The 25,321-nt window shown below is 70.0% G+C and carries 18 protein-coding genes; 7 read left to right on the top strand and 11 right to left on the bottom strand.

All coding sequences use genetic code 11. The annotated features are described in order from the left end of the window. Positions 1–66: 66 nt before the first annotated feature. From uvrA to AB4Z48_RS09425, 3 genes are all read left to right on the top strand, one after another. On the top strand, positions 67–5,997 hold the full coding sequence (uvrA, locus tag AB4Z48_RS09435) for an excinuclease ABC subunit UvrA (protein ID WP_441613657.1): 5,931 nt from the start codon (positions 67–69) through the stop codon (positions 5,995–5,997). Between the two features lie 122 nt (positions 5,998–6,119). Next, the gene (locus AB4Z48_RS09430) at positions 6,120–6,428 is read left to right on the top strand and encodes a hypothetical protein (protein ID WP_441613656.1); all 309 of its coding nucleotides are present in this window, start codon (positions 6,120–6,122) and stop codon (positions 6,426–6,428) included. 193 nt (positions 6,429–6,621) lie between these two features. After that, positions 6,622–7,815: a pyridoxal phosphate-dependent aminotransferase gene (locus AB4Z48_RS09425; protein ID WP_441613655.1), complete on the top strand. Its 1,194-nt coding sequence runs from the start codon at positions 6,622–6,624 to the stop codon at positions 7,813–7,815. On the opposite strand, the gene AB4Z48_RS09420 is transcribed toward AB4Z48_RS09425, so the two are convergent. From AB4Z48_RS09420 to AB4Z48_RS09400, 5 genes are read right to left on the bottom strand one after another with little or no spacing between them, the layout of a single operon-like run. Continuing rightward, positions 7,792–9,375, bottom strand: coding sequence for an efflux transporter outer membrane subunit (locus AB4Z48_RS09420; RefSeq protein WP_441613654.1), 1,584 nt, complete (start codon positions 9,373–9,375; stop codon positions 7,792–7,794). The two genes, AB4Z48_RS09425 and AB4Z48_RS09420, sit on opposite strands and share 24 nt — an antisense overlap. A gap of 11 nt (positions 9,376–9,386) precedes the next feature. Beyond that, positions 9,387–10,574, bottom strand: a complete 1,188-nt coding sequence (locus AB4Z48_RS09415; RefSeq protein WP_441613653.1) for an ABC transporter permease — start codon at positions 10,572–10,574, stop codon at positions 9,387–9,389. Continuing rightward, complete coding sequence (locus tag AB4Z48_RS09410) at positions 10,571–11,602, bottom strand: ABC transporter ATP-binding protein (RefSeq protein WP_441613652.1); 1,032 nt, start codon at positions 11,600–11,602, stop codon at positions 10,571–10,573. Before AB4Z48_RS09410 ends, AB4Z48_RS09415 begins: the two co-directional genes overlap by 4 nt. Beyond that, positions 11,599–12,573, bottom strand: coding sequence for an HlyD family secretion protein (locus AB4Z48_RS09405; RefSeq protein ID WP_441613651.1), 975 nt, complete (start codon positions 12,571–12,573; stop codon positions 11,599–11,601). Before AB4Z48_RS09405 ends, AB4Z48_RS09410 begins: the two co-directional genes overlap by 4 nt. Before the next feature lie 32 nt (positions 12,574–12,605). Beyond that, complete coding sequence (locus AB4Z48_RS09400; RefSeq protein ID WP_441613650.1) at positions 12,606–13,313, bottom strand: TetR/AcrR family transcriptional regulator; 708 nt, start codon at positions 13,311–13,313, stop codon at positions 12,606–12,608. A gap of 335 nt (positions 13,314–13,648) precedes the next feature. Between AB4Z48_RS09400 and AB4Z48_RS09395 the strand changes: the two genes are divergently transcribed. Then, positions 13,649–14,977, top strand: a complete 1,329-nt coding sequence (locus AB4Z48_RS09395; RefSeq protein ID WP_441613821.1) for a carbohydrate porin — start codon at positions 13,649–13,651, stop codon at positions 14,975–14,977. 31 nt (positions 14,978–15,008) lie between these two features. Here AB4Z48_RS09395 and queF read toward each other — a convergent pair whose 3' ends face one another. Next, positions 15,009–15,842, bottom strand: a complete 834-nt coding sequence (gene queF / locus AB4Z48_RS09390) for an NADPH-dependent 7-cyano-7-deazaguanine reductase QueF (protein WP_441613649.1) — start codon at positions 15,840–15,842, stop codon at positions 15,009–15,011. A gap of 84 nt (positions 15,843–15,926) precedes the next feature. Beyond that, complete coding sequence (ilvA, locus tag AB4Z48_RS09385; protein ID WP_441613648.1) at positions 15,927–17,453, bottom strand: threonine ammonia-lyase, biosynthetic; 1,527 nt, start codon at positions 17,451–17,453, stop codon at positions 15,927–15,929. Positions 17,454–17,713: 260 nt separating this feature from the next. On the opposite strand from ilvA, the gene otsB reads away from it, so the two are divergent. From otsB to otsA, 3 genes are read left to right on the top strand one after another with little or no spacing between them, the layout of a single operon-like run. Beyond that, positions 17,714–18,487, top strand: coding sequence for a trehalose-phosphatase (gene otsB / locus AB4Z48_RS09380; protein ID WP_441613647.1), 774 nt, complete (start codon positions 17,714–17,716; stop codon positions 18,485–18,487). 13 nt (positions 18,488–18,500) lie between these two features. Continuing rightward, a complete protein-coding gene (locus AB4Z48_RS09375; protein WP_441613646.1) occupies positions 18,501–20,336 on the top strand; it encodes a glycoside hydrolase family 15 protein in 1,836 nt (611 codons plus the stop codon). 35 nt (positions 20,337–20,371) lie between these two features. Next, entirely contained in the window at positions 20,372–21,763 is a 1,392-nt protein-coding gene (otsA, locus tag AB4Z48_RS09370; RefSeq protein ID WP_441613645.1) for an alpha,alpha-trehalose-phosphate synthase (UDP-forming), read from the top strand. Between the two features lie 27 nt (positions 21,764–21,790). Here otsA and AB4Z48_RS09365 read toward each other — a convergent pair whose 3' ends face one another. Genes AB4Z48_RS09365 through AB4Z48_RS09350 form a run of 4 tightly spaced genes read right to left on the bottom strand, consistent with a single transcriptional unit; the run spans position 21,791 to position 25,318 of the window. Next, entirely contained in the window at positions 21,791–22,399 is a 609-nt protein-coding gene (locus tag AB4Z48_RS09365) for a nucleotidyltransferase family protein (RefSeq protein WP_441613820.1), read from the bottom strand. Between the two features lie 38 nt (positions 22,400–22,437). Continuing rightward, positions 22,438–23,466 (bottom strand): XdhC family protein, encoded by a 1,029-nt coding sequence (locus tag AB4Z48_RS09360; RefSeq protein ID WP_441613644.1) that lies wholly within the window; start codon positions 23,464–23,466, stop codon positions 22,438–22,440. After that, on the bottom strand, positions 23,439–24,020 hold the full coding sequence (locus AB4Z48_RS09355; RefSeq protein WP_441613643.1) for a CoxG family protein: 582 nt from the start codon (positions 24,018–24,020) through the stop codon (positions 23,439–23,441). Before AB4Z48_RS09355 ends, AB4Z48_RS09360 begins: the two co-directional genes overlap by 28 nt. After that, complete coding sequence (locus AB4Z48_RS09350) at positions 24,011–25,318, bottom strand: vWA domain-containing protein (protein WP_441613642.1); 1,308 nt, start codon at positions 25,316–25,318, stop codon at positions 24,011–24,013. Before AB4Z48_RS09350 ends, AB4Z48_RS09355 begins: the two co-directional genes overlap by 10 nt. Positions 25,319–25,321: the final 3 nt, after the last annotated feature.

The following is a 25,321-nucleotide window of genomic DNA, read 5'->3' as shown; positions in this document are numbered from 1 at the left end:
CGGCCGGCTTTCCGTCTCAAGCCCCCGCAAGCCGCCCGCAAACCGCAAGTCATAAGGACGCAATCCATGTCATCCGGTGTCATCCGCATCCGCGGAGCCCGTCAGCACAATCTCAAGAATCTCGACCTCGACCTGCACACCGGTGAAATGACCGTGGTGACGGGACCGTCCGGGTCGGGCAAGTCGAGCCTGGTGTTCGACACGCTCTATGCCGAAGGGCAGCGCCGCTACGTCGAGACCTTCAGCGCCTACGCGCGCCAGTTCCTCGACCGCATGGACCGGCCGCAGGTGGACCGCGTGGACGGCGTGCCGCCGGCCATCGCCATCGACCAGACCAACCCGGTGCGCAGCTCGCGCTCCACGGTCGGCACCATGACCGAGCTGAACGATCACTTGAAGCTGCTCTACGCGCGCGCGGCCGAGCTGTTCGACCGCAAGACCGCGCAGCCGGTGCGCCACGACTCGCCCGAGACCATCTACGCCGAGCTGCAGGCGCGCGCCGCGCAGGACGACCCGCGCCTGGTGGTGACCTTCCCGGTGGAGCTGCCGGAGACCACCACCGAGGCCGAGATCGAGCAGTGGCTGTCGGTGAGCGGCTACACGCGCGTGCAGGCGCAGCGCGTGGTCGAGTCGCCCACCGGCCCGCGCAAGGTGCTCGATGTGGTGGCCGACCGCTTCCGCCTGGGCAACACGGAAAAGGTGCGCGCGCTCGAGGCCATCGAGGCCTCGCTCAAGCGTGGCGCTGGCCGCGTCAACGTCTATGTGCTGAACGCCGGCGGCGACGACACCGCCGCCGCCGAGCCGCAGGTGTGGCGCTTCTCCACCGGCCTGCACAGCCCGGAAAGCGATATCCGCTACGCCGACCCGCAACCGGCGCTGTTCTCGTTCAACTCCGCCTACGGCGCCTGCGAGACCTGCCGCGGCTTCGGCCGCGTGATCGGCGTCGACCTCGGCCTGGTGATCCCGGACGAGCGCAAGAGCCTGCGCGACGGCGCCATCAAGCCGATGCAGACGCCGGCCTGGAAGGAATGCCAGGACGACCTGATGCGCTACGCGGCCAAGGCCGGCATCCCGCGCGACGTAGCGTGGTCCAGCCTCACCGCGGCCGAGCGCGCCTGGGTCATCGACGGTTCGCCCGACTGGAACGGCAAGTGGAACACGCACTGGTACGGCGTCAAGCGCTTCTTCGACTACCTCGAGTCGAAGGCCTACAAGATGCATATCCGCGTGCTGCTGTCGAAGTACCGCAGCTACACCCCGTGCGAGACCTGCGGCGGCGCGCGCCTGAAGACCGAGGCGCTGTTGTGGCGCCTGGGCAGCAAGGCCGGCGCCGATGCGGTGTGCGCCCCCGCGCGGCGCTTCCTGCCGCGTGGCGTGGACTGGGAGCGCGGCCAGCTCGAGGCGCTGCCGGGCCTGACCGTGCACGACCTGATGCTGATGCCGATCGAGCGCATCCGCAAATTCTTCGATGAGCTCACGCTGCCGAGCCTGATGCTCGACGACGCGCTCAAGCTGCTGCTGGCCGAAGTGCGCACGCGCCTGAAATACCTGTGCGACGTGGGCCTGGGCTACCTTACGCTGGACCGCCAGAGCCGCACGCTGTCCGGCGGCGAGGTGCAGCGCATCAACCTGACCACGGCGCTGGGCACTTCGCTGGTGAAGACGCTGTTCGTGCTCGACGAGCCCAGCATCGGCCTGCACCCGCGCGACCTCAACCGCATCGTCGAGGCCATGCAGCGCCTGCGCGACGCCGGCAACACGCTGGTGGTGGTGGAGCACGACCCTTCCGTGATGCTGGCCGCCGACCGCCTGATCGACATGGGCCCCGGCCCCGGCGAGCGCGGCGGCAATATCATCTATGACGGCACGCCGGGCGATATCCGCGCCTCCGGCACGCTCACCGGCGAGTATCTCGCGGGGCGCCGCCAGGTGACCGATCTTTCCGCCTGGGCGCCGCGCCCGGTGGACAGCACCACGCCGCGCATCGTGCTGGAAGGCGCCACCGAGCACAACCTGCGCGACGTCACCGTGGAGATCCCGCTGCAGCGCCTGGTGTGCGTGACCGGCGTGTCCGGCTCGGGCAAGTCCACGCTGCTGCAGGACGTGCTGCATCCCGCCATGGCGCGCCATTTCGGCAAGTCCACCGACGCGCCGGGCGCGTTCCGCCACCTGGCGGGCGCCGAGCAGGTCAGCGACGTGGTCTTCGTCGACCAGTCGCCGATCGGCAAGACCGCGCGCTCCAACCCGGCCAGCTACGTCGGCGCCTTCGACGAGATCCGCAAGCTGTTCGCCAAGGCGCCGATGGCGCTGCAGCGCAGCTATACCGCCGGCATGTTCAGCTTCAACTCGGGCGACGGGCGCTGCCCCACCTGCGGCGGCTCCGGCTTCGAGCACGTGGAGATGCAGTTCCTCTCCGACGTCTACCTGCGCTGTCCCGACTGCGATGGGCGCCGCTACCGCGCCGAGATCCTCGAAGTGAAGATCGAGCGCGCATTGCCGGGCGAGCCCGCGCGCCTGCTGAGCGTGGCCGACGTGCTGGAGCTGACCGTGAGCGAGGCGGTGGCGCTGTTCGCCGGCGACGCGGCGGTGCTGCGCGTGCTGCAGCCCATCGTCGATGTGGGCCTGGAGTACGTGAAGCTGGGCCAGCCCGTGCCCACGCTGTCCGGCGGCGAGGCGCAGCGCCTCAAGCTGGCCGGCTACCTGGCCGAGACCGCGCAGAGCGCCATGTCGTCGCGCAACAAGCCGCTGGCGCACGAAGGCCGGCTGTTCATGTTCGACGAGCCCACCACCGGCCTGCATTTCGACGACATCGCCAAGCTGATGCGCGCGTTCGGCAAGCTGCTCGACGGCGGCCACTCGCTGATCGTGATCGAGCACAACCTCGACGTGGTGCGCGCGGCCGACTGGATCATCGACCTCGGCCCCGAGGGCGGCGACGCCGGCGGCGAGGTGCTGTGCGTGGGCACGCCGCAGGACGTGCGCAAGTGCGCCAGCTCCCATACCGGCCAGGCGCTGCTGCACTACGATCGCGCCATCGGCCACGCCTTCGCCCTGGAAGACGAAGGCGTGCCGCTGCAGGCCGCGCTGCGCGCCGCGCGCGAGCGCCGCGCCGTGGAGGGCGAGGACGTGGTGCGCATCGTCAATGCGCACGAACACAACCTCAAGGCGCTCAACGTCGATATCCCGCACGGCAAGTTCAACGTGGTCACGGGCGTGTCCGGCTCGGGCAAGTCCACGCTGGCCTTCGACATCCTGTTCCATGAAGGGCAGCGCCGCTATCTCGAATCGCTCAACGCCTACGCGCGCTCCATCGTGCAGCCGGCCGGGCGCCCCGAGGTGGATGCGGTGTACGGCATTCCACCCACGGTGGCGATCGAGCAGCGCCTGTCGCGCGGCGGGCGCAAGAGCACGGTGGCGACCACCTCCGAGGTCTGGCACTTCCTGCGCCTGATGTACGTGAAGCTGGGCATCCAGCATTGCATCCACGACGGCACGCCGGTCACTTCGCAAAGCCCCGAGTCCATCGCCGCGCAATTGCTGCGCGACTACAAGGGCCAGCACGTGGGGCTGCTGGCGCCGCTGGTGGTCAACCGCAAGGGCGTCTACACCGACCTCGCCAAGTGGGCCAAGGCGCGCGGCAACACGCACCTGCGCGTGGACGGCGAATTCCTGCCGGTCGATCCGTGGCCGCGCCTGGACCGTTTCCGCGAGCACACCATCGAGCTGCCGGTCGGCGACATCAAAGTGTCGGCGGAGAATGAAGCCGCGCTGCGCGCGCTGCTCGGCCAGGCGCTCGAAGCGGGCAAGGGCGTGATGCACCTGCTGGCTCCGCTCGACGGGCTGGAACATGCCATGGGCAACGGCGGCACGCGCGGCATCGGCGCCACCACGGTGTTCTCCACCAAGCGCGCCTGCCCGGTGTGCAGCACCAGCTATCCGGAACTGGACCCGCGCCTGTTCTCCTACAACAGCAAGCACGGCTGGTGCACCAGTTGCGTGGGCACCGGCCTCACGCTCACGCGGGAGCAGCGCGCGGCCTTCGACGACACCGTCATGGCCGACGACAACCGCGGCCGCGAGCAGACCTTGCCCTCCGAGCAGCAGGAGCCCGACGACGTGGCCGACCTGCCGTGCCCGGACTGCGGCGGCACGCGCCTGAACCCGGTGGCGCGCGCGGTCACCTTCGACGCGCACGCCATCACTGACGTGGCGCAGTGGACGGTGTCGGACACCCACCGCTGGGTGCAGACGCTGCGCCTGGCCGGGCGCGACGCCGAGATCGCGCGCGACGTGGTGAGCGAGATCCGCAGCCGCCTGCAGTTCCTCGAAGAAGTGGGCCTGGGCTACCTCAGCCTGGACCRCGCCGCGCCCAGCCTGTCCGGCGGCGAGGCGCAGCGCATCCGCCTGGCCGCGCAGCTCGGCAGCAACCTGCAGGGTGTGTGCTACGTGCTCGACGAGCCAACCATCGGCCTGCATCCGCGCGACAACCAGATCCTGCTCGACGCGCTGCGCAAGCTCGGCGAGAAGGGCAATACGCTGGTGGTGGTGGAGCACGACGAAGACACCATCCGCCGCGCCGACCACATCATCGACATCGGCCCCGGCGCCGGCAAGCGCGGCGGCACGCTGGTGGCGCAGGGCGGGGTGGCGGCGTTGTCGGCCAGCGCCGATTCGCTCACCGGCCAGTTCCTGGCCCGGCCGATCCAGCACCCGCTGCAGCCGCGCCGCGCAGTGCGGCCCGAAGGCAAGGGCCGCGAAGCGGTGCCGGCGCAATGGCTGACCGTGCACGGCGCCTCGCTGCACAACCTGCGCGACGTCACCGTCGGCATCCCGCTCGCGCGGCTGGTGGCCATCACCGGCGTGTCCGGCTCGGGCAAGTCCACGCTGGCGCGCGATGTGCTGATGACCAACCTGCTCGACGCGGTGGGCCGCTCGGTGATGTCCTCGCCGGCCACGCGCCGCGCGCGCAAGGCCGCCGGCGCCGATGCGGCCAACGCAGCCAGGACCAGGGCGGCCGCGGCCGCCACGCCACGCCGCAAGCTCGATGTCACGCACGACTGGCAGGGCTGCGAGGGCATCACCGGCTTCGAGAGCATCGACCGCGTGCTGGAAGTGGACCAGACCCCGATCGGCAAGACGCCGCGCTCGTGCCCGGCCACCTATATCGGCGTGTGGGACACCATCCGCAAGCTGTTCGCGCAGACGCTGGAAGCCAAGGCGCGTGGCTACTCCGCCTCGCGCTTCTCGTTCAACACCGGCGACGGGCGCTGCCCGGCGTGCGAAGGGCAGGGCGTGCGCACCATCGGCATGAGCTTCCTGCCCGACGTGAAGGTCCCGTGCGACGTGTGCCACGGCCAGCGCTTCAACCCGGAGACGCTGGCGGTCACCTGGCGCGGCAAGAACATCGGCGACGTGCTGACCATGGAGATCGACGAGGCGGTGGAGTTCTTCTCCGCCATGTCCAATATCGCGCACCCGCTGCAGTTGATGAAGGACGTGGGGCTGGGCTATCTCACGCTGGGCCAGCCGTCGCCAACGCTGTCCGGCGGCGAGGCGCAGCGCATCAAGCTGGTGACCGAGCTGTCCAAGGTGCGTGACGACATCACCCGCCGCGGGCAGCAGGCGCCGCACACGCTGTACGTGCTGGACGAGCCCACCGTGGGCCTGCACATGGCCGACGTGGCCAAGCTGATCCGCGTGCTGCACCGGCTGGCCGATGGCGGCCACAGCGTGGTGGTGATCGAGCATGATCTCGATGTGATTGCCGAGGCGGACTGGATTATCGATCTTGGGCCCGAGGGTGGCGTTGCCGGCGGCGCCATCGTTGCCGCGACCGATCCTGAAGGGCTGGTGAAGGTCAAGGCCAGCCATACCGGCGCGGCGCTGGCGCCGGTGCTGGCGCGCGGCAAGGCGGGGAGCGCGGTATCGGCCAGGGTCGCATCGGGTGATGCGGATGGCCATGAAGGCGCCCCCGGACGGCGCGTGGCGGCGTCGTAATAGGGCAGTCCGCGCGGGCCGCCGGGGGCGATCTACCCGGCGGCCCCGCTAGCTGAGACAATGGGGGCTTGAGCAACTGGCGGCAAGCGCCGGGCAACCCCTTGCCGCGCCGCCGAGTGACAGTGATCCAGAAACCCCTTATCCCCTTCTTTCTCCTGGCGCTGTGCGCCGGCGTGGCCACCCAGGCGGCGCTGGCGGGCACGTCCGAGCAGCCTGCCAGCGAGGCCCGCGCGGCGGGCAAGCCTGCGCCCCGCGCGGGCAGCAGCACGCCCACTTCGCAGGCCGTCCAGCAGGCGGCGCAGCCGTCTTCCCAGGGCAATCACGACCAGTATTCGCTGCGCCCCGAACGCGAGGCCCAGCCGCGCAGCAGCTTCGGCCTGCGCATGAAGCCGGGCTGGGCGTCGCAGGGCGAGGACGCAGGCGGGCGATAGCCGCGCGGGCAGGCTGGCGCCGGCGCCTTGCCCCAAGAGGTGGCTTGCGGGTGGCTAACGAGTGGCTCGCGGGTGGTTAGCAAGCGGAGTGCGGCAGGCGGCAGGCACCGATACCGGCGCCCGTCGCTTTGCGCTACGCTGTCGGGTCTGCAGCATTCGGGCCGATTCCACCCTCACACCACAAGGAGTGCCGATGTCCACCAGCCAGCCCGGCTTTGCGTCCGCCCCGGCCGCAGCCCGCGCCGCCGTCCATCACCTGCGCGCCTCGCGCATCCGCGAGGTGGCCAATGCCGGCATCGGCCTGGCCGATGTGCTGCCATTCTGGTTCGGCGAGTCGGACCAGGTCACGCCGGACTTTATCCGCGACGCGGCCAGCCGCGCGCTGGCCGGCGGTGCCACCTTCTACACGCACAATCTCGGCATCGCGCCGCTGCGCAGCGCGCTGGCGGACTACGTGAGCGCGCTGCACGGCGCCACCGCCATGGACAACGTGGTGGTCACCAGCGCCGGCGTCAACGCGCTGATGCTGGCCGCGCAGCTGGTGGCCGGCCCCGGCGACCGCGCCGTCGCGGTCACGCCGCTGTGGCCCAACCTGGTGGAGATCCCGAAGATCCTCGGCGCCGAGGTGGAAACGGTCTCGCTCGACTACGGCGCGCACGGGTGGACGCTCGACCTCGACAAGCTGCTGGCCGCGCTCACGCCGGACACGCGCCTGCTGATGATCAATTCGCCCAACAACCCCACCGGCTGGGTGATGTCGCGCGCCGACCAGCAGGCGGTGCTTGCGCATTGCCGCCGCCACGGTATCTGGATCATCGCCGACGAAGTCTACGAGCGGCTCTACTACGGCGCCGGCGAGGATGCCGTGGCGCCGTCCTTCCTCGATATCGCCAGCCGCGACGAGCGCGTGATCTGCGTGAATTCGTTCTCCAAAGCGTGGCTGATGACGGGCTGGCGGCTGGGCTGGATGGTGCTGCCCGCGGCGCTGACCGACGACCTCGGCAAGCTGGTGGAGTACAACACCTCGTGTGCGCCGTCCTTCGTGCAGGAGGCGGGCATCGTCGCCGTGCGCGAAGGCGAGGCCTTCACGCGCGGGCTGGTGGGCAGGTTGCGCGCGGCGCGCGACCATCTGGTGGGCGCGCTGGCGGAGGTGCCGGGCGTGGATGTCCATGCGCCGCAAGGGGCGATGTATGTGTTCTTCCGGCTGGAGGGTGCCGGCGACAGCCTCGCGCTGTGCAAGCAACTGGTGCGCGAGGCCCACCTGGGTCTCGCGCCGGGCAGCGCGTTCGGCGACGAAGGCGAGGGCTTCGTGCGCTGGTGCTATGCCTGCGACACGGCCAGGCTGGACGAGGGCGTCAGGCGGCTACGGACGTTCCTGGGACGCTGACGCCAGGTCCCTGCCGGCGGCGGGCGGTCTGCGCGCCTGCCCGTGTTCGTGCCCCGGTTCCTGCCCGGGTTCCTGCCACCAGCCGCCGCCCAGCGCCTGCAGCAGTGCCGCCGAGTCCGAGAACCGGTTCGCCCTGGCCTGCGCCAGCGACAGCCGCGCCTGGCGATCCTGCCGCTCGGCATCCAGCACCGCCAGCTGGCTGACGCCGCCGAGCCGGTACTGCTCCCTCACGATGTTCAGCGTGTCGCCGGTCTGGCGGGCGCTGAGCGCGCGCGCCTGCAGTATGTCGGCATCGGCCTCGAGCGCGCGCAGGGTGTCGGCCACTTCGCGCAGGCCGGCCAGTACGGCCTGCCGGTAAGCCGCCAGCGACTGTTCGTAGGCCGCTTCGGCCGAGCGCTTGCGCGCCACCAGCTCGCCGCCGCGGAAGACCGGCTGCACGATCCCGGCGGCGAGCGACCATACATTGAGGCTGCTGAACAGGTCGCGCGCGGACATGGCTTGCGTGCCGGCGCTGCCGGTCAGCGTGAGCTGCGGATAGAGCTGTGCGGTGGCCACGCCGATATTGGCCGATGCCTGGTGCAGCAGCGCTTCGGCGGCGCGGATATCGGGGCGGCGCTGCGCCATCGCCGACGGCAGGCTGACCGGCAGCGTGTCGGGCAGGGTCAGGTCTTCGAGGCGGAATTCCGGCAGCGTGGCGGCCGATGGCGCCTCGCCCACGTAGACCGCAAGCTGGTGGCGCGTGGCGGCAAGCTGCTGCGCCAGTCCCGGCAGCAGCGCCTGGTTCTGCGCCAGCTCGTTGCGCTGGCGCTGTACGTCGACCGCGGCCACGCCGCCGGCCTGGAAGCGTTTTTCCGTGATGCCGAGCTGCTGCTGCTGGGCCTGCACGATGGCTTCGGTGTCGCCAATCTGCGCGCGCAGGCTGGCCTCGCGGATCGCCGCGGTGGCCACGTTGCCGGCCAGCGCCAGGCGCGCTGCCTCCAGCTCGAAGCGCTGGTAGTCCACCGCCGCGCGCAAGCCTTCGAGCTCGCGCCGCGCGCCGCCGAACAGGTCGAGCGTGTAGGACACTTCGACGCTGGCGCCGTACAGCGTGAACGGGCCCGGGCTGGGGATCGCGGTGATGCCGGCCGAGGCGAGGTTGACCTGCTCGCGCGTGGTGTCGAGCTTGGCGTCGACGCGCGGCAGCAGCAGCGAGCCGGTGCTGGCGGCCAGGTCCTGGCGCGCCTGCTCCAGCCGCGCCTGTGCCTGCGCCAGCGTGGGGCTGGCCGCGAGCGCGGCGCGGATGGTGAGGTCCAGCGCCGGGCTGCGGAACAGGGTCCACCATTGCGCGGGCACGTCGGCGCCGACCTGCAGGGCCTGGGCCTGGCCACCCGGCGTGTCGGCCGCGCTGGTGCGCCGCGGCTGCGTGCCGGCGGTGTAGGTGTCGCCGCCGGGAGCGGCCGGCAGCTTGAAATCGGGGCCCACCGCGCAGGAGCAGAGCGCGGCCGCGGCCAGGATGGCGAGCGGCAGGCGCGGCAGGGCGGACGTGGGCCTGGTGAAACCGCGAGGCGGCAGGGCTTGCATGGCCGGCTCCCTTAATCGAGTGTGCGGCGGTAGAACCGCAGCGCGATGGTCATGACCACGGCGGTGAACAAGAGCAGCGGCCAGACGTTGGGCCATAGCTCGATCCAGCCGTTTCCCTTGAGCAGGACGCCGCGTATCATGCGGTTGAAGTAGGTCATTGGCAGGATGCTGCCGACCCCCTGCGCCCAGGCCGGCATGCCCTGGAACGGGAACATGAAGCCCGACAGCAGGATGCTCGGGAGGAAATAGAAGAACGTGAGCTGCACGGCCTGCAGCTGGTTCTGCGCCAGCGACGACAGCGTGATGCCCACCGTCAGGTTGGCGGCGATGAACAGCAGCGACGCCAGGTAGACGGCGACCACCGATCCCACGAACGGCACATGGAAGATCCAGCGCGCCGCGAGCAGGATGATGGTGGCCTGGATCAGGCCGATGAAGACGTAGGGCACGATCTTGCCGGTGATCACCTCGAGCGGCATGACCGGCGTGGCGAGCAGGTTCTCCATGGTGCCGCGCTCGCGCTCGCGGGTCATCGCCAGGCCCGTCATCATCACCATCGTCATGGTCAGGATCACGCCCATCAGGCCGGGGATGATGTTGTACTGCGTAAGGCCCTCCGGATTGTAGAGGCGCTGCACCTGCACCTCGAAAGGTGCCTTGCCGCCGGCCAGGGGCGCGAGCGCGCCCTGCRGGTCCTTGTCGGCCACCGAGTACGCCAGCTGCGGCAGCGCGGAGATGGCCTGGCCGGTGGCGGAGGGGTCGGTGGCGTCGGCCTCGACCAGCAGCGCCGGGCGCTCGCCGCGCAGCAGCCGCGCGGTGAAGTCGGGCGGGATCGTGAGCACGAACTGCACGTCGCCGCGGCGCAGGGCCTCGTGCCCGGCCGCCTCGTCGGGCAGCGTGCGGGTCACGCGGAAATACGTGGACGCCTGCATGCCGGCCACGAAGGAGCGCGTGAACTCGCTGTGGTCCGCCGCGATCACCGCCGTGGTGAGCTGGCGCGGATCGGTGTTGATGGCGAAGCCGAACAGCATCAGCTGGATGATGGGCAGGCCCACGATCATGCCGAAGGTGACGCGGTCGCGGCGCAGCTGCAGGAATTCCTTGATGACGATGCTCCACCAGCGTTGCGGCGAGAAGCCGAAGCGCCCGCCGCCGGCATCGCGCGCCGGGCCGTCCGGCTTGGTTCGGTCGGCGCTCATTGCCTCTTCTCCTTGCCGCCTTCCGGCTTGCCGGCGCGCATATTGTCCTCGGCGCCGCTCATCATGTGGATGAAGACGTCCTCGAGGCTGGTGTCGATCCGCTCGATCCGGTGCTGCGTGCCGGCCACGCGGCGCAGCGTGGCTTCGAGCGTGGGCGCGTCGTGGCCGGTGACGTGCAGCGCGTTGCCGAACACCACGGTCTGTTCCACGCCGGGCGCATCGCGCAGCTGTTCGGACAGCGCGGCGAGCTGGTCGCCCTGCACGCTCCAGGTGACCAGCTTCTGCCCGGCCACCACTTCCGCGGCGGTGCCTTGCGCCAGCAGCTTGCCGTAGGCGATATACGCGAGCTTGTGGCAGCGCTCGGCCTCGTCCATATAGTGTGTGCTGACCAGCACCGAGATGCCGCGCGCCGCCAGCAGGTGCAGCTGCTCCCAGAAATCGCGGCGCGCCGCGGGGTCGACGCCGGCGGTGGGTTCGTCGAGCAGCAGCAGCTGCGGCTCGTGCAGCAGGCAGGCGGCGAGGGCCAGGCGTTGCTTCCAGCCGCCCGAGAGCGAGCCGGCAAGCTGCTGCGCGCGGCTGGCCAGGCCGAGATCCTCGAGCGCGCGGTCCACGGTCTCGCGCCGCTTCGGCATGCCATACACGCGCGCCACGAAATCCAGGTTCTCGCGGATGGAGAGGTCGTCCCAGTACGAGAACTTCTGCGTCATATAGCCCACGCGCCGCTTGATCTGCGCGCTCTCGCGCAGGATGTCGTAGCCCAGGCAGGTACCGTTGCCGCCGTCGGGCGTCAGCAGCCCGCACATCATGCGGATCGAAGTGGTCTTGCCGCTGCCGTTGGGGCCGAGGAAGCCGAAGATCTCGCCGCGCGCCACCTGCATGCTGAGCTTGTCGACGACCACCTTGTCGCCGTAGCGCTTGCTGAGGTCGCGCACGTCGATGACCAGTGCGCCGTTGTTGCCGTGGCTGCCGTTGTTGCCGCCGGGTCCGTCCGGTGCCCGCGGCGTGGCCTGACCGGGTGCCGCGTTCATGGCCGTGCCACCTCGACCGGCTGGCCCGGATGCAGCTTGGGCGCATCGGCTGCCGCCGGGCGCGCTTCCACCAGGAACACCAGCTTGCCGCGCGTCTCGTTGCTGTAGATCACCGGCGGCGTGTACTCGGCCTGGCTGGAGATGTAGCTGACGGTGGCATCGACGGGCGCGGCGCAGCCGTCGCAGCGCACGCGGATCGCCTCGCCGTTCCTGAGGGCGCCCACCACGGTTTCCGGCACGTAGAAGCGCACCTTGACGTTGCCCGGCGGCAGCAGCCTGACCACCGGGCTGCCGGCCGGCACCCAGTCGCCCGGGCGGAACGGCGTGTCGTACACCAGGCCAGCCTGGGTCGCGCCCACGGTCTTGCGCGAGAGCTTCCATTCTGCCTGCGCCAGCGTGGCGCGCGCGGCGGCCACCTGGGCCTCCTGCGCGGCAAGCTGGGCGCTGCGTCCGGGCAGGCGCGCCACTTCCACGTCGCGCTGCAGTTCGCGCACGCGGGCGGCATCGGAGGCGGCCGTGGCGCGGCTTTCATCGAGTTGCGACTGGGCGATGCCGCCGATGGCGAACTGCGCCTGGTCGCGCTTGTACTGCGCCGCGCTGCGCACCGCGCTGGCCTGGGCCTGCGCGAGCTGGGCACGGGTGGCGTCCACTTCGGGCGGGCGCTTGCCGGTCTGCAGGTCGGCAAGCTGCGATTCGGCCGTGCGCAATTGCGCTGCCGCCTGCTGGCGTGCCGCGGTTTCGTCGTCGGCTTCGAGCGCGAACAGTGGCGCGCCGCCGGCGACCTGCTGGCCGCGCTGCACGGAGAGCTTGTCCAGCCGCCCGGCGAAGGGCGAGGCGACGCTGACGAATTCGCCTTCCACATAACCTTGCCACGAAGGTGGTGCGTTGTTGCCGCAGGCGCCGAGCAGCGCGGCGGCGAGGGCGGGCAGGAGCGTGGCGGTGGTGCGAAGGGTGGGGCTGTAGCGATGCATGTTCGGCTCCCGGGCGCAGGGCTGTTTCCGTTTCAGGCTGAGGGCGGGGTGGATGGGCCGGCGACGCCGGGAGGCGGCGGCGCCGGGGCGAGGCCGTGCGCCAGCAGCGCGCTGACGTGGCGCACCAGCGCTTCGGCGTCGACCGTTTCGGCGCCGGGCAGGCGCTGCCAGATATGCGTGGTGGCCAGCGGCAACAGCGTCAGGCCGATCAGGGACACCATCAGCAGCGGCGGCTCCAGGCCGGCGTTGAGCGCGCCGGCCGCGCGCGCCGCGGCCAGGCGGCCGGTGACGAGGCCGGCGCGCTGCAGCGCGATCTTCTGGAGCACGCGCTGGTGCAACTGGCCCTCCACGCTGACGATCTCGCGGATCCACAGCCCGGGGAACCACGGCGTGGCCGCGGCGATGCGGATCAGCCGCGCGGCGATGCCGACCAGCATGGCCGTGGGCTCGGCCGGGTCCGCCAGGGCGGGCGCGAACACCTGTTCCACCAGCGGCTGCAGGCGCTCGTCCACCACCGCGTCGAGCAGCTGGTCGCGGTCGCGGAAGTAGTAGTGCACCAGCGCGGGCGTGACGCCGGCATGGCTGGCGATGGTCTTGATCGGCGTGGCGGCCACGCCGTGCTGCGCGAACAGGGTGGTGGCGGCGTCGAGCAACTGCGCGCGCTGGCCGGCCGCGGCGGCTTTGTCGGCGGCGACGGGGCGGCCCGGGCGACGGGGCGGGGATGGGCGATCGGTGGGCATTGGTGGTACGTCTCAGGCAACTGACCTAATATTAATTGGTGAGTTAATTAATTCAAGCGCGGTTACAAAGACGGCCTTTGGCGACATGGCTCGGTCAGCACCGTTTCATGTTGCGTTGCAGCAATACAAGGTAGACATGTCATAAACCCTTGGCTATGCTTCGTCCGCCGATCCACTCGGTCGCATATTCGCGCCGCAGGCTCCCGTTTCTCCCGTTTCTCCCCGGATTTTCCATGTTGCTTCGTCGTTTCCTTGCCGCCCCGGCGCGGCTTCGCCTGTCCGCTTCCGCCTGCCGCCTGTCGGCGGCCGCCCTGTCGCTCGCGGCCTGCGCGGGCATGGCGCCGGCGCAGGCGCAGGAAGCGGTGCAAGGCGCGAGCGCGGACGGCAGCGCGGTGGTGGCGCCGGCCGATCTCGTCAATTCCGTCGATTCGCCGTTCTCCTTCCACGGCCAGACCACCTATATCTGGCAGCGCAAGCCGTCGTTCGGCGCGGCCTATTCGGGCGAGAACAGCCTGGGCACCGCGCGTGCCAAGAGCTATTCGTTCAGCACCACGCTCGACCTCGGGCTGCGCCTGTGGCGCGGCGCCGAATTCCATTTCAACCCGGAAGTGACGCAGGGCGTGCCGTTCTCCGGGCTGCACGGCATGGGCGGCCTTACCAACGGCGAGCTGGCCAAGGCGTCGAGCACCACCCCGGTGTTCTACCGCGCGCGCGCCTTCGTCCGGCAGACCTGGGGCCTGGGCGGCGGCAGCGAGGAGGTGGAGGCGGATTTCAACCAGTTCGCCGGCAACGTCGACAAGCGCCGCGTGGTGCTGACCGCGGGCAACTTCGGCGTGCTCGATGTGTTCGACCTGAATGAATTCGGTTCGGACCCGCGTAGCCAGTTCATGAACTGGTCGTTCCTGACGCACGGCGCCTTCGACTATCCGGCCGATGCGCGCGGCTATGACTGGGGCGTGGCGCTGGAGTATATCGGCGACAGCTGGTCGGCGCGGATCGGCCGCTTCCTGCAGCCGCTGGAATCCAACGGGCTGGAACTGGACACGCGCATGTTCCAGCACTATGGCGACATCCTCGAGCTGGAGAAGCGCTACAGCATCGCGGGCCAGCCCGGTACGGCGCGCCTGCTGTTCTTCCGCAACAAGGCGCGCATGGGCGCGTTCAGCGATGCCGTGCAGTTCGGCGCCGCCACCGGCACCACGCCGGACCTGGCCAATGTGCGCGAGGAACACGCCAAGATCGGCGTGGGCCTGACCTTGCTGCAACGGGTCAACGATTCGCTGGGGGTGTTCGCACGGGCCAGCATGTCCGACGACAAGACCGAGACCTACGCCTTTACCGAGATCGGCCGGCAGGTGTCGGCGGGCGGCGTGCTCAATGGCAATGCCTGGGGCCGGCCGCGCGACGCGGTGGGCCTGGCGCTGGCGGTGAACATGCTGGGTTCGCGCCACCAGGCCTACCTGGCGGCGGGCGGGATGGGCGCGTTCCTCGGTGACGGCGCGCTGCGCTACGGCCCGGAGCAGGTGCTGGAGCTGTACTACAGCTTCCAGCCGGTGAAGTACCTGAGCATCAGCCCGGACTTCCAGTACGTCCGCAATCCCGGCTACAACCGCGACCGCGGTCCGGCCACGTTCTACGGCGTGCGGCTGCACGCGGAGTTCTGAGCGCCGGGTCCGGCGCCATCGCCCCTATTTCCTATTGCCGCGCGTTCCTGCGGTTGTCCGGCCAGGGCGTGTTGAAGTTGGTGCGAAACGGGTTGATGTCGAGCCCGCCGCGGCGCGTATAGCGCGCGTAGACCGCCAGCTTCACCGGCTTGCACTGGCGCATCACGTCGGTGAAGATCCGCTCCACGCATTGCTCGTGGAATTCGTTGTGGTTGCGGAACGAGATCAGGTACTTGAGCAGGCCTTCCTGGTTGATCGGCGCGCCCACGTAGCGGATCTGCACGCTGCCCCAGTCGGGCTGGCCCGTGACCAGGCAGTTGGACTTGAGCAGGTGCGACACCAGCGTCTCTTCCACCGGCGATTCGTCCTGGCTGGCGCGCAGCAGGTGCGGCGCGGGCTCATAGATATCGGTCTCGATGTCGAGGCGGTCCAGCGGCACGCCGTCCAGCTCGCCCATCTTCTGGCCGCCTAGTTCGGCCTCGGTCACCAGCCGTACCTGCACGGTGCCGCCGGTGGCTTCCGAGAGGTCATGGTGCAGCAGTTGCTGCAACGCCTCGGGCGAGGCGATCTTGCTCTGGTTGAACGAGTTCAGGTAGAGCTTGAACGACTTGGACTCGACGATATTCGGCGTGTCGGCGGGAATGATGAAGCTGGCCAGCGCGACTTGCGGCTTGCCCTTCAGGTTCAGCCACGACAGTTCGTAGGCGTTCCAGATGTCCACGCCGAAGAACGGCAGGGCGCGGCCTTCGGCCAGGCCGATCTCGGTGCGCTTGGGCTGGCGCGGGATCGGGAACAGCAGGGTGGGATCGTATTCGGTCTTGTAGGCCGAGGGCTTGCCCAGCGGCGAATGTTCGGGAAGGCTCATGGGGGCTCCGGTTTGGTTTTCTCCCCGCGCCCACTTCGGTGGGCGCGGGGCCGGGGGAGAAAGCCAGCTGGCGGGGTCGGCGATTCAGGACAGGAACAGCTTGTAGACAGGGTTCTCGGTCTCTTCCCAGTGTACATAGCCGAGCGTGGCGAGGAAGGCGCGGAACGCGCGCTTCTCGTTCTTGGGCACCTGGATGCCGACCAGGATATTGGAGGTGTCGCCGCCCTGGTTGCGGTAGTGGAACAGGCTGATGTTCCAGTTCGGGCTCATGCTGGAGAGAAAGCGCATCAGCGCGCCCGGGCGCTCGGGGAACTCGAAGCGGTACAGCAGTTCGTCATGCGCCAGCGGCGAATGGCCGCCCACCATGTAGCGGATATGCTGCTTGGCCAGCTCGTTGTTGGACAGGTCCAGCGTATCGAAGCCGTGGCGGCGGAAGCCCGCGGCGATCTTGTCGTTCTCCGCGCGGCTGGCGATCTGCACGCCGACGAAGATATGCGCCATGCTGTTGTCGGCGATGCGGTAGTTGAACTCGGTCACGTTGCGCGTGCCGACCTGTTCGCAGAAGCGCCTGAAGCTGCCGCGCTCCTCGGGGATGCTGACCGCGAACACGGCTTCGCGCGCCTCGCCCACCTCGGCGCGTTCGGCCACGAAGCGCAGGCGGTCGAAGTTCATGTTGGCGCCGCAGGCGATGGCCACCAGGTGCTTGCCCTTGAGCTTCTCGCGCTCGGCGTAGAGCTTGAGGCCGGCCACGGCCATGGCGCCGGCCGGCTCGAGGATGCTGCGGGTGTCCTGGAACACATCCTTGAGGCCGGCGCAGATCGCGTCGGTGTCCACCAGCACGATCTCGTCGACCAGCTCGCGCGTGATGCGGAAGGTTTCCTTGCCGACCAGCTTGACCGCGGTGCCGTCCGAGAACAGGCCCACTTCCTTGAGTTCCACGCGCTTGCCCGCGTCGACCGAGCGTTTCATCGCGTCGGAATCCATGGTCTGCACGCCGATCACCTTGATCTCGGGGCGCACGGCCTTGATGTAGGACGCGATGCCGGAGATCAGCCCGCCGCCGCCGATCGCCACGAACACGGCATGCAGGGGCCCCGGATGCTGGCGCAGGATCTCCATGGCGACGGTGCCCTGGCCGGCGATCACGTCCGGGTCGTCGAACGGGTGGATGAAGGTCAGCTTGTGCTTCTTTTCCAGTTCCGCGGCATGGTTGTAGGCGTCGCTGTAGGAGTCGCCGTGCAGCACGATCTCGACCCACTCGCCGCCGTGCTCGCGCACCGCATCGATCTTTACCTGCGGGGTGGTGACCGGCATGGCGATCACCGCCTTGCACTTCAGGCGCGCCGCCGACAGCGCCACGCCCTGCGCATGGTTGCCGGCCGAGGCGGCGATCACGCCGCGCCTGAGTTCCTCCGGCGACAGCGATGCCATCTTGTTGTAGGCGCCCCGCAGCTTGAACGAGAACACCGGCTGGGTGTCCTCGCGCTTGAACCACACCGAGTTGCCGGTGCGCGCGGACAACTGCTGGGCAAAGGTGAGATCGGTTTCCTGCGCCACGTCATACACTTTGGTGGTCAGGATTTTTCTCAGGTAGTCGGGTTTGCGGGTCATCGTGGACAGCCAGGGCGGGGTAGGCGAAACCGTCAATGATAAAGGATGGCGCGCCACCCCGATGCTTGTGCCGGCACCCGGAGCGCCGGCCGGACCGGCAAGCCCCTCGCCGCCAAGGGCAGGCGAGCGCACGTGCGCGCGGGCGCGGCAGCCGCCCAGTGCCGGCGCAGGCACCGCCGTGACGCGGCGCGCGCGCCGGCGCACCATGTAGGACGCCGTCCGGTGGACGCTGTCAAAACACTCTGCTACGGTGTAATGCAATGCCTCCCTTACCTCTTATCGAAGCAAACACGGCGCTGTTCCTGGATTTCGACGGTACGCTGGCTGACCTTGCGCCACGCCCTGATCTCGTACAGGTCGAACCGGAACTGGTGGGGACGTTGCGCGCCCTGCATCGTCACCTGGACGGCGCCCTCGCGCTGGTGTCCGGCCGGCCGATCGCCGAGCTGGACGACTTCCTCAAGCCTTTGCGGCTGCCGGCTGCCGGCGTGCACGGCGCGGAGTTGCGTGACGCGGGCGGCCACCGCCTGCGCGAGCCCGATCCCGGCGTGCCCTTGCTGCTGCCGCCGCTGCAGGCGCTGGTCAGCGCCCACCCCGGGTTGCAGCTGGAACGCAAATCCGTCGCGGTCGCGGTGCACTATCGCGCCGTTCCCGAACTCGAGGGCCTGGTACGCAACTTTGCCGCGACGCTGGCGGCCGGCGTGCCCGGCGTCGAACTCCTGCACGGCAAGATGGTGGTCGAGTTCAAGCCGGCCGGCGTGGACAAGGGCGGCGCCATCGACACCTTCATGCGCGGCCCGCCGTTCGCGCGGCGCACGCCGCTGTTCGCCGGCGACGACATCACCGACGAAGCCGGCTTCGCCGTGGTGCGCCGCCTGGGCGGCGTGGGCGTGCTGGTCGGCCAGCGCCCCAGCGCGGCCACGGTCAGCGTGACCGGGCCGGCGGCGCTGCGCTGCTGGCTGCATCGTTCGGCCAAGGCGCTGGAAGTCATGGCTGCCGCCGGGGCCGCTTCCACATCCGCAACGACGTCTTGAGGGGGAATTCGCTGTGAGCCAACCATCCACCGAGGACAACCGTCCGCGCGCCGCCGCGCGCCAACACGCCGATCCGTCGCTCTCGATGGGCATGATCGGCAACTGCGCGATCTCCGCGCTGGTCGACGGGCGCGGCCGCTTTGTCTGGTGCTGCCTGCCGCGCTTCGACGGCGACCCGGTCTTCAATGCGCTGCTCGATCCCAGCGAAAACGCCGGCCACTTCGCCATCGAGATCGAGGACTTCCAGGAAGCGCAGCAATGGTACGAGCCGAACACCGCGGTGCTGCGCACGCGGCTGACGGACCGCCACAACAACTGCATGGAGATCACCGATTTCGCGCCGCGCTTCTTCCGCCTCGGCCGCTACTTCCGGCCCACCACGCTGATCCGCCGCATCCGCCCCATCCGTGGCGCGCCGCGGGTGCGCGTCACGGTGGCGCCGCGTTTCGACTGGGGCCGCGTGGTGCCGGAGATCACGCGGGGCAGCAGCCACGTACGCTATATCGGCGACGGCATGACCCTGCGCATGACGACCAACGCGCCGCTGACCTATGTGCTGTCGCAGACGCCATTCCTGCTCACGCGCGACCATGACTTCATCCTCGGCCCCGACGAAACGCTGCAGGGCGGGGTGGAGGAGATCGCGCGCGACTTCGAGCAGGAAACCACCGCCTACTGGCGCATGTGGAGCCGGCGCCTGGCGGTGCCGCGCGAATGGCAGGACGCGGTGATCCGCGCCGCCATCACGCTCAAGCTGTCGCTGTTCGAGGAAACTGGCGCCATCGTCGCGGCCATGACCACCAGCATTCCGGAGGCGCCCGGCAGCGGCCGCACCTGGGACTACCGCTTCTGCTGGCTGCGCGACGCCTTTTTCGTGATCCGCGCACTCAACAGCCTGTCCGAGGTGGGCACCATGGAGGACTACCTGCGCTGGCTGTCCAATGTGGTGATGCAGTCCAAGGACGGTCATATCCAGCCGCTGTACGGCATCGGGCTGGAGCTGGAACTGCCTGAGAGCGTGCTCGATCACTTGCCGGGCTACCGCAGCATGGGCCCGGTGCGCGTGGGCAACCAGGCGCAGGAGCACTTCCAGCACGATGTCTACGGCAACGTGGTGCTGGGCGCGGCGCAGGCCTTCCACGACCATCGCCTGCTGCACCGGGGCGGGGCCGCCGAATACCGCGTGCTGGAAACCGTGGGCGAGCAGGCGGTGCGCGTGTTCGGCACGCCCGACGCCGGCATGTGGGAGCTGCGCACCCGCGCGCGCGTGCACACCTCGTCGGCGCTGATGAGCTGGGCCGCCTGCGACCGCCTGGCCAAGGTCGGCGACGCGCTGCAGCTGCCGGACCGCGCCGCGTACTGGCGCCAGCACGCCGACGTCATGAAAGAGCGCATCGTGCGCGAATCCTGGAGCGAGGAGCGCAAGGCCTTCGCCGAGAGCTTCGGCGGACGCGAGCTGGACGCCAGCGTGCTGCTGATGGCCGAGGTGGGATTCATCGCGCCGCAGGACGAGCGCTTCATGTCCACGCTCGAGGCGATGGAAGCCTCGCTGTGCGACGGGCCCTACATGCGCCGCTACGAGGCGCCGGACGATTTCGGCAGGCCCGAGACCGCCTTCAACATCTGCACTTTCTGGCGCATCGACGCGCTGGCCCGCGTGGGGCGCCGCGAAGAGGCGCGCGAGATCTTCGAAGCCATGCTGGCGGCGCGCAATCCGCTCGGCCTGCTGTCCGAGGATACCCACCCGGTGACCGGCGAGATGTGGGGCAACTTCCCGCAGACCTATTCGATGGTGGGCTTGATCAACGGCGCCACGCGCCTGTCGGCGCCGTGGGACGCGGTGATCTGACCGGCTGAGCCGGGCGTGGAACGACAAAGGACGATATGGGCAGACTAGTTGCGGTATCCAATCGCGTGGCCGATCCCCGCAACATTGCCGCGGGCGGACTGGCGGTGGCGCTGGGCGAGGCGCTCAAGGCCACCGGCGGGGTCTGGTTCGGCTGGAGCGGCAAGACCGTGGAGGCGGCGCAGGGCGGCACGCCGGGCGAGGGCGAACTGCATATCCAGCAGGCGGGCAATGTCACGCTGGCCACGGTGGACCTGTGCCGCGAGGACCACGACTCGTATTACCAGGGGTATAGCAACGGCGTGCTGTGGCCGGTGTTCCACTATCGCATCGACCTGGCGGACTTCGATTCCGCGCATCTGAACGTGTACCGGCGCGTCAACCAGCTGTTCGCGCGCAAGCTCGCGCCGCTGCTGCGCCCCGACGACGTGATCTGGATCCACGACTACCACCTGATCCCGCTGGCGTCCGAGCTGCGCGCCATGGGCTGCGGCCAGCGCATCGGCTTTTTCCTGCATATCCCGTTGCCGCCGCCGCTGATCCTGGCCGCGATCCCGCAGCACGAATGGCTGATGCGCGCGCTGTTCGCCTATGACCTGATCGGCTTCCAGAGCCAGCTGGACCTGGAGCATTTCTCGCGCTACGTGCAGCGCGAGGCGCAGGCCGAGCCGATGGGCGACAACCGCTTCCGCGCCTTCCACCGCACGGTGCGCGCGCAGGCCTTCCCGATCGGCATCGACGTGGACGAGTTCGCTGCGCTGGGCCGCGGCGAGGAATCGCGCGAGACCTACGAGATGATGCGGGGCCAGTACGCCACGCGCCGGCTCTTGCTCGGCATCGACCGCCTGGATTATTCCAAGGGCCTGCCCCAGCGCCTCAAGGCGGTGCGCGCGCTGATGGCGCAGTATCCCGAGAACCGCCGCAGCGCCACGCTGATCCAGATTGCCGCGCCGTCGCGCGAGACGGTGGACGCCTACGCGGACCTGCGGCGCGAGATGGAGGGGCTGTCGGGCGCCATCAACGGCGAGTATGGCGAGCTGGACTGGATGCCGGTGCGCTACATCCACCGCACCACGGCGCGGCGCCGCCTGCCGGGCCTGTGCCGCGCCTGCCGCGTGGCCCTGGTCACGCCCTTGCGCGACGGCATGAACCTGGTGGCCAAGGAGTTCGTCGCCGCGCAGGACCCGGACGATCCCGGCGTGCTGGTGCTGTCGCGCTTTGCCGGTGCCGCCGAGCAGTTGCGCGAGGCCCTGCTGGTCAATCCCTACGATATCAACGCCACCGCCCAGGCGATCCAGCAGGCGCTGCACATGCCGCTGGCCGAGCGCCAGTCGCGCCACCAGAAACTGCTGGAACGCATCCGCGCGCAGGACGTGCACTGGTGGCGGCGGGAGTACCTGCGGGCGCTGAGCGAGGCGGACGCCAACTAAGGCGCGCCGCCCGCCGGAAGGCTGTGGTCAGCCTTCCAGGTCCCCGGCGACATCCACGTCCCTGAAGGCGCCGTCATCCTCGGTCAGGATCCGTATCACCGCCTGCGTCTTGAGCAAGGCGCGCGCGCCTTCGTCGCCGTCCAGCCTGAGCAGCGTGTCGCGCCAGGCGGCCCCAAATCCCACCGGGTGCCCGCGCCGGCCATCGCGCCAGGGCGCGGCGATGGCGTCGGGCGTGGTGATGGTGAGCGCCACCGCGCGCACCAGTCCGGCTGGCAGCCACGGCATGTCGGCGAGCGCCACCACCCAGCCGCGCGCTTGCGCCGTGGCGGCGACCGCCGCGGCCAGCGCCGCGCCCATGCCCGCCTCGGCGGCCGGCGCTTCGAGCACGCGGCAGCCGGCCTGCCTCAATTCGGCCGCCAGCTCGGCGTGGCCCGGGCGGATCACCGCCAGGGCACCGGGCAGGGTGTTGGCCAGGGAGCGCGCGCTGCGCCCGGCCACGGTCTGGCCGTCCGGCAGCCTGGCGAGCAGCTTGTTCTGCCTGCCGCTGGCGTCGAAGCGGCGGCCGAAGCCCGCTGCCAGCAAGATCCCGGTGGGCGGCTCGGCGGCGTTGAACACCACCTTGGTGGCGTCGCTGATGGGGCCGGCCAGCGGGTCGGCGCCGTCGGAGCGACTGGTCACTGGTCGGTGCCGCAGGAACTGCCGGCGTCCGCCGCCAGTTCGCGGGCGGCCTTGGCGCCTTCGACCTGCAGGATGTCGGGCAGCGACACGTGGTTCTTGGCGGCCACCACTTCGGCCAGGATCGAGATGGCGATCTCCGGCGGCGTGCGGCTGCCGATATAGATGCCGACCGGGCCGTGCAGCCGCGCCAGCTGCACTTCGTTGAGATCGAATTCCTTGAGCCGCTCGCGGCGCGCCTGGTTGTTGCGGCGCGAACCCAGCGCGCCCACGTAGAAGGCGCGCGTGCGCAGCGCCTCCATCAGGGCCAGGTCGTCGAGCTTGGGATCGTGGGTGACGGCGATCACGGCGCTGCGCTCGTCGAGCTTCATGTCCATCACCGTGTCGTCCGGCATGGTGCGCACCATGGTGACGCCGGGGATGTCCCAGGTCTCGGTGTATTCCTCGCGCGGATCGCACACGGTGACCTGGAAGCCCAGGCCCACCGCGATCTGCGACAGGTATTTCGAGAGTTGTCCGGCGCCGATCACGAGCATGCGGTAGCGCGGCCCGTGGATGGTGAGCAGGGTGCTGCCGTCGAACGACAGCCCGTCGGCGGCCTCGGCGTGGCCGAGCGTGGCGCGGCCGGTGGCCATGTCCAGCGTGCGCGCCACCAGCCTGCCGTTTTCCACGGCGGCGAGCAGGTCTTCCAGGCCGCTGACCGCGCTCAGCGGCTCGCTCACCAGTTCGATGGTGCCGCCGCAGGGCAGGCCGAAGCGGTGCGCTTCCTCGGCGCTGATACCGTACTTGACGGCCTCCGGGCGTGAGCCGGCGATGCCTTCGCGGCGCACCCGGTCGATGATGTCGTCCTCGATGCAGCCGCCCGATACCGAGCCGACCACCAGGCCGTCATCGCGCACCGCCAGCATGGCGCCCTCCGGGCGGGGCGAGGAGCCCCAGGTCCTGACCACCGTCACCAATAGCGCGCGGTGGCCTTCGGCCAGCCAGCGCACGCTGCACTTCAGGACTTCGAGATCCACGCTGTCCATGATCGTTTCCGCTTTGTCTCACCGTTCTGTTCATCGGGTGCGCTGCCCTCGGCGGGCGCCACCTCGTCCCTGGCGACATCGTCTCCGGTACCGGCATCCGCTTGCGTGGCGCCTCCCAGCGCCGCGGTAAGGCGGTCGAAGAAGGCGTCGGCCATCTTGCGCGCCGCCGCATCCACCAGCCGCGAGCCGATCTGCGCGATCTTGCCGCCGACCTGGGCGCTGACCGTGTAGGTCAGCAGCGTGTGGTCGCCCTCGGGCGCCAGCGTCACGCGCGCGCTGCCCTTGCCGAAGCCGGCCGCGCCGCCCTGGCCGTCGAACTGGATGGTGTAGCTGTCGGGTGCCTGGATGTCCTGCAGGGCCATGCGCCCCTTGAAGCGCGCCTTGACCGGGCCTACCGCGGCGGTCAGCGCCAGCAGGTAGGCGTTGTCGTTGTCGCCGTCAGCCTCGATGCTCTCACATCCTGGGATGCACTGCTTGAGCAGGGCAGTATCGTTGAGGGCTTCCCAGGCGGCTTGCTGGGCCACCGGCAGTTGCCGTGTCTGTGTCATTTCCATGGTGGGGCGGTCTCCTTGTTGTGCCTGCCGGGCGTTGTCCGCATGGCGGGCATGGCGTCGCGCGCGGCGGGCGGCGCGAAGGCGGGCAGTTCATGACGGGGCTCGGCCAGCAATGATTCGAGCGCGAACAGGCTGTCCAGGTTGTGTGCCGAGCGCAGCGCATCCACGTGCGGCAGGATGGCCTGCACGCCACGCGCCTGGGGGGTGAAGCCCGGGTAGCGCAGCAGCGGATTGAGCCAGAGGATGCGATGGGCGAAGCGGCGCAGGCGCGCCATTTCCGTGCCGAGCAGGTCGATATCCTCATGGTCGAGGCCATCGGTGACCAGCAGCACGGTGGCGCGGCCGGACAGCGTGCGGCGCGCCCATTGCCGGTTGAAGGTGGCCAGCGCCGCGCCGATGCGGGTGCCGCCGGCCCAGTCGCGCACCTGGCCGGTGATCGCCTCGACCGCCTCGTCGGGGTCGCGTTCGCGCAGCGAGCGGGTGATATTGGTCAGGCGGGTGCCGAACAGGAAGACCGAGAGGCGCTCGCGCGACTGCGTCAGCGCGTGGCAGAAGTAGAGTACCGCGCGCGAGTACTGGCTCATCGAGCCGGAGATGTCGAGCAGCAGCACCAGGGGCGGCCGGCGTTCGGCATGGCGGCGGAATTTCCAGCGCAGCCACTCGCCTTGCTGGCGCACCGCCAGCCGCGCGCTGGCGCGCAGGTCGGCGCGCGGGCCGCTGGCGGCGGGGCGCAGCCGGCGCGTGCGCTCGGTGGCCAGCCGCGTGTGGCGGGAGCGGATCATATGCTGCAGTGCGCGCCATTCCTCGGCGCCAAGCGTCTCGAAGTCGCGCCTGGCAAGCCGTTCCTGCGCCGAGAAGGTGAGCGGCGCAGTGAAGCGTTCCTCGTTCTCCTTGCCGCGCTGGCTGGCCTGGGGCGGGCGCTGCGCGGCAAGGGCGTCGGCCAGGCGGTTGCTGCGCTGCGGCGGCGGGGCCCCGGCGTCCACGCGCGGCAGCAGCAGGGCGCGCAGCTTGCCCTCCCAGTCGGGGTCGCGCCAGAACAGGTCGAAGGCGGCATCGAACAGGGGCCGCTGGTCGGGGCCGTTGACCATCAGCGCCGCCATCGCCGCGCGCACTTCGCCGCGCTGGCCGATGTCGACGTACTGCAGCGCCAGCAGCGTATCCACCGCGTGCGCGGGGGATAGCGCGAAGCCGGCGTCGCGCAGCAGCCGCACGAAGTGCGTGACGTTGCGCGCCAGCATGGGCAGGGTGCCGCCGACGGGCGTGCCGGCGGGCCTGGCGTCCGGATGCAGCCTCGGCATGCC

Source organism: Cupriavidus sp. 2TAF22, from assembly GCF_052115045.1.
GTDB lineage: Bacteria > Pseudomonadota > Gammaproteobacteria > Burkholderiales > Burkholderiaceae > Cupriavidus.
This window is presented reverse-complemented; position numbering and strand designations above follow the sequence as displayed.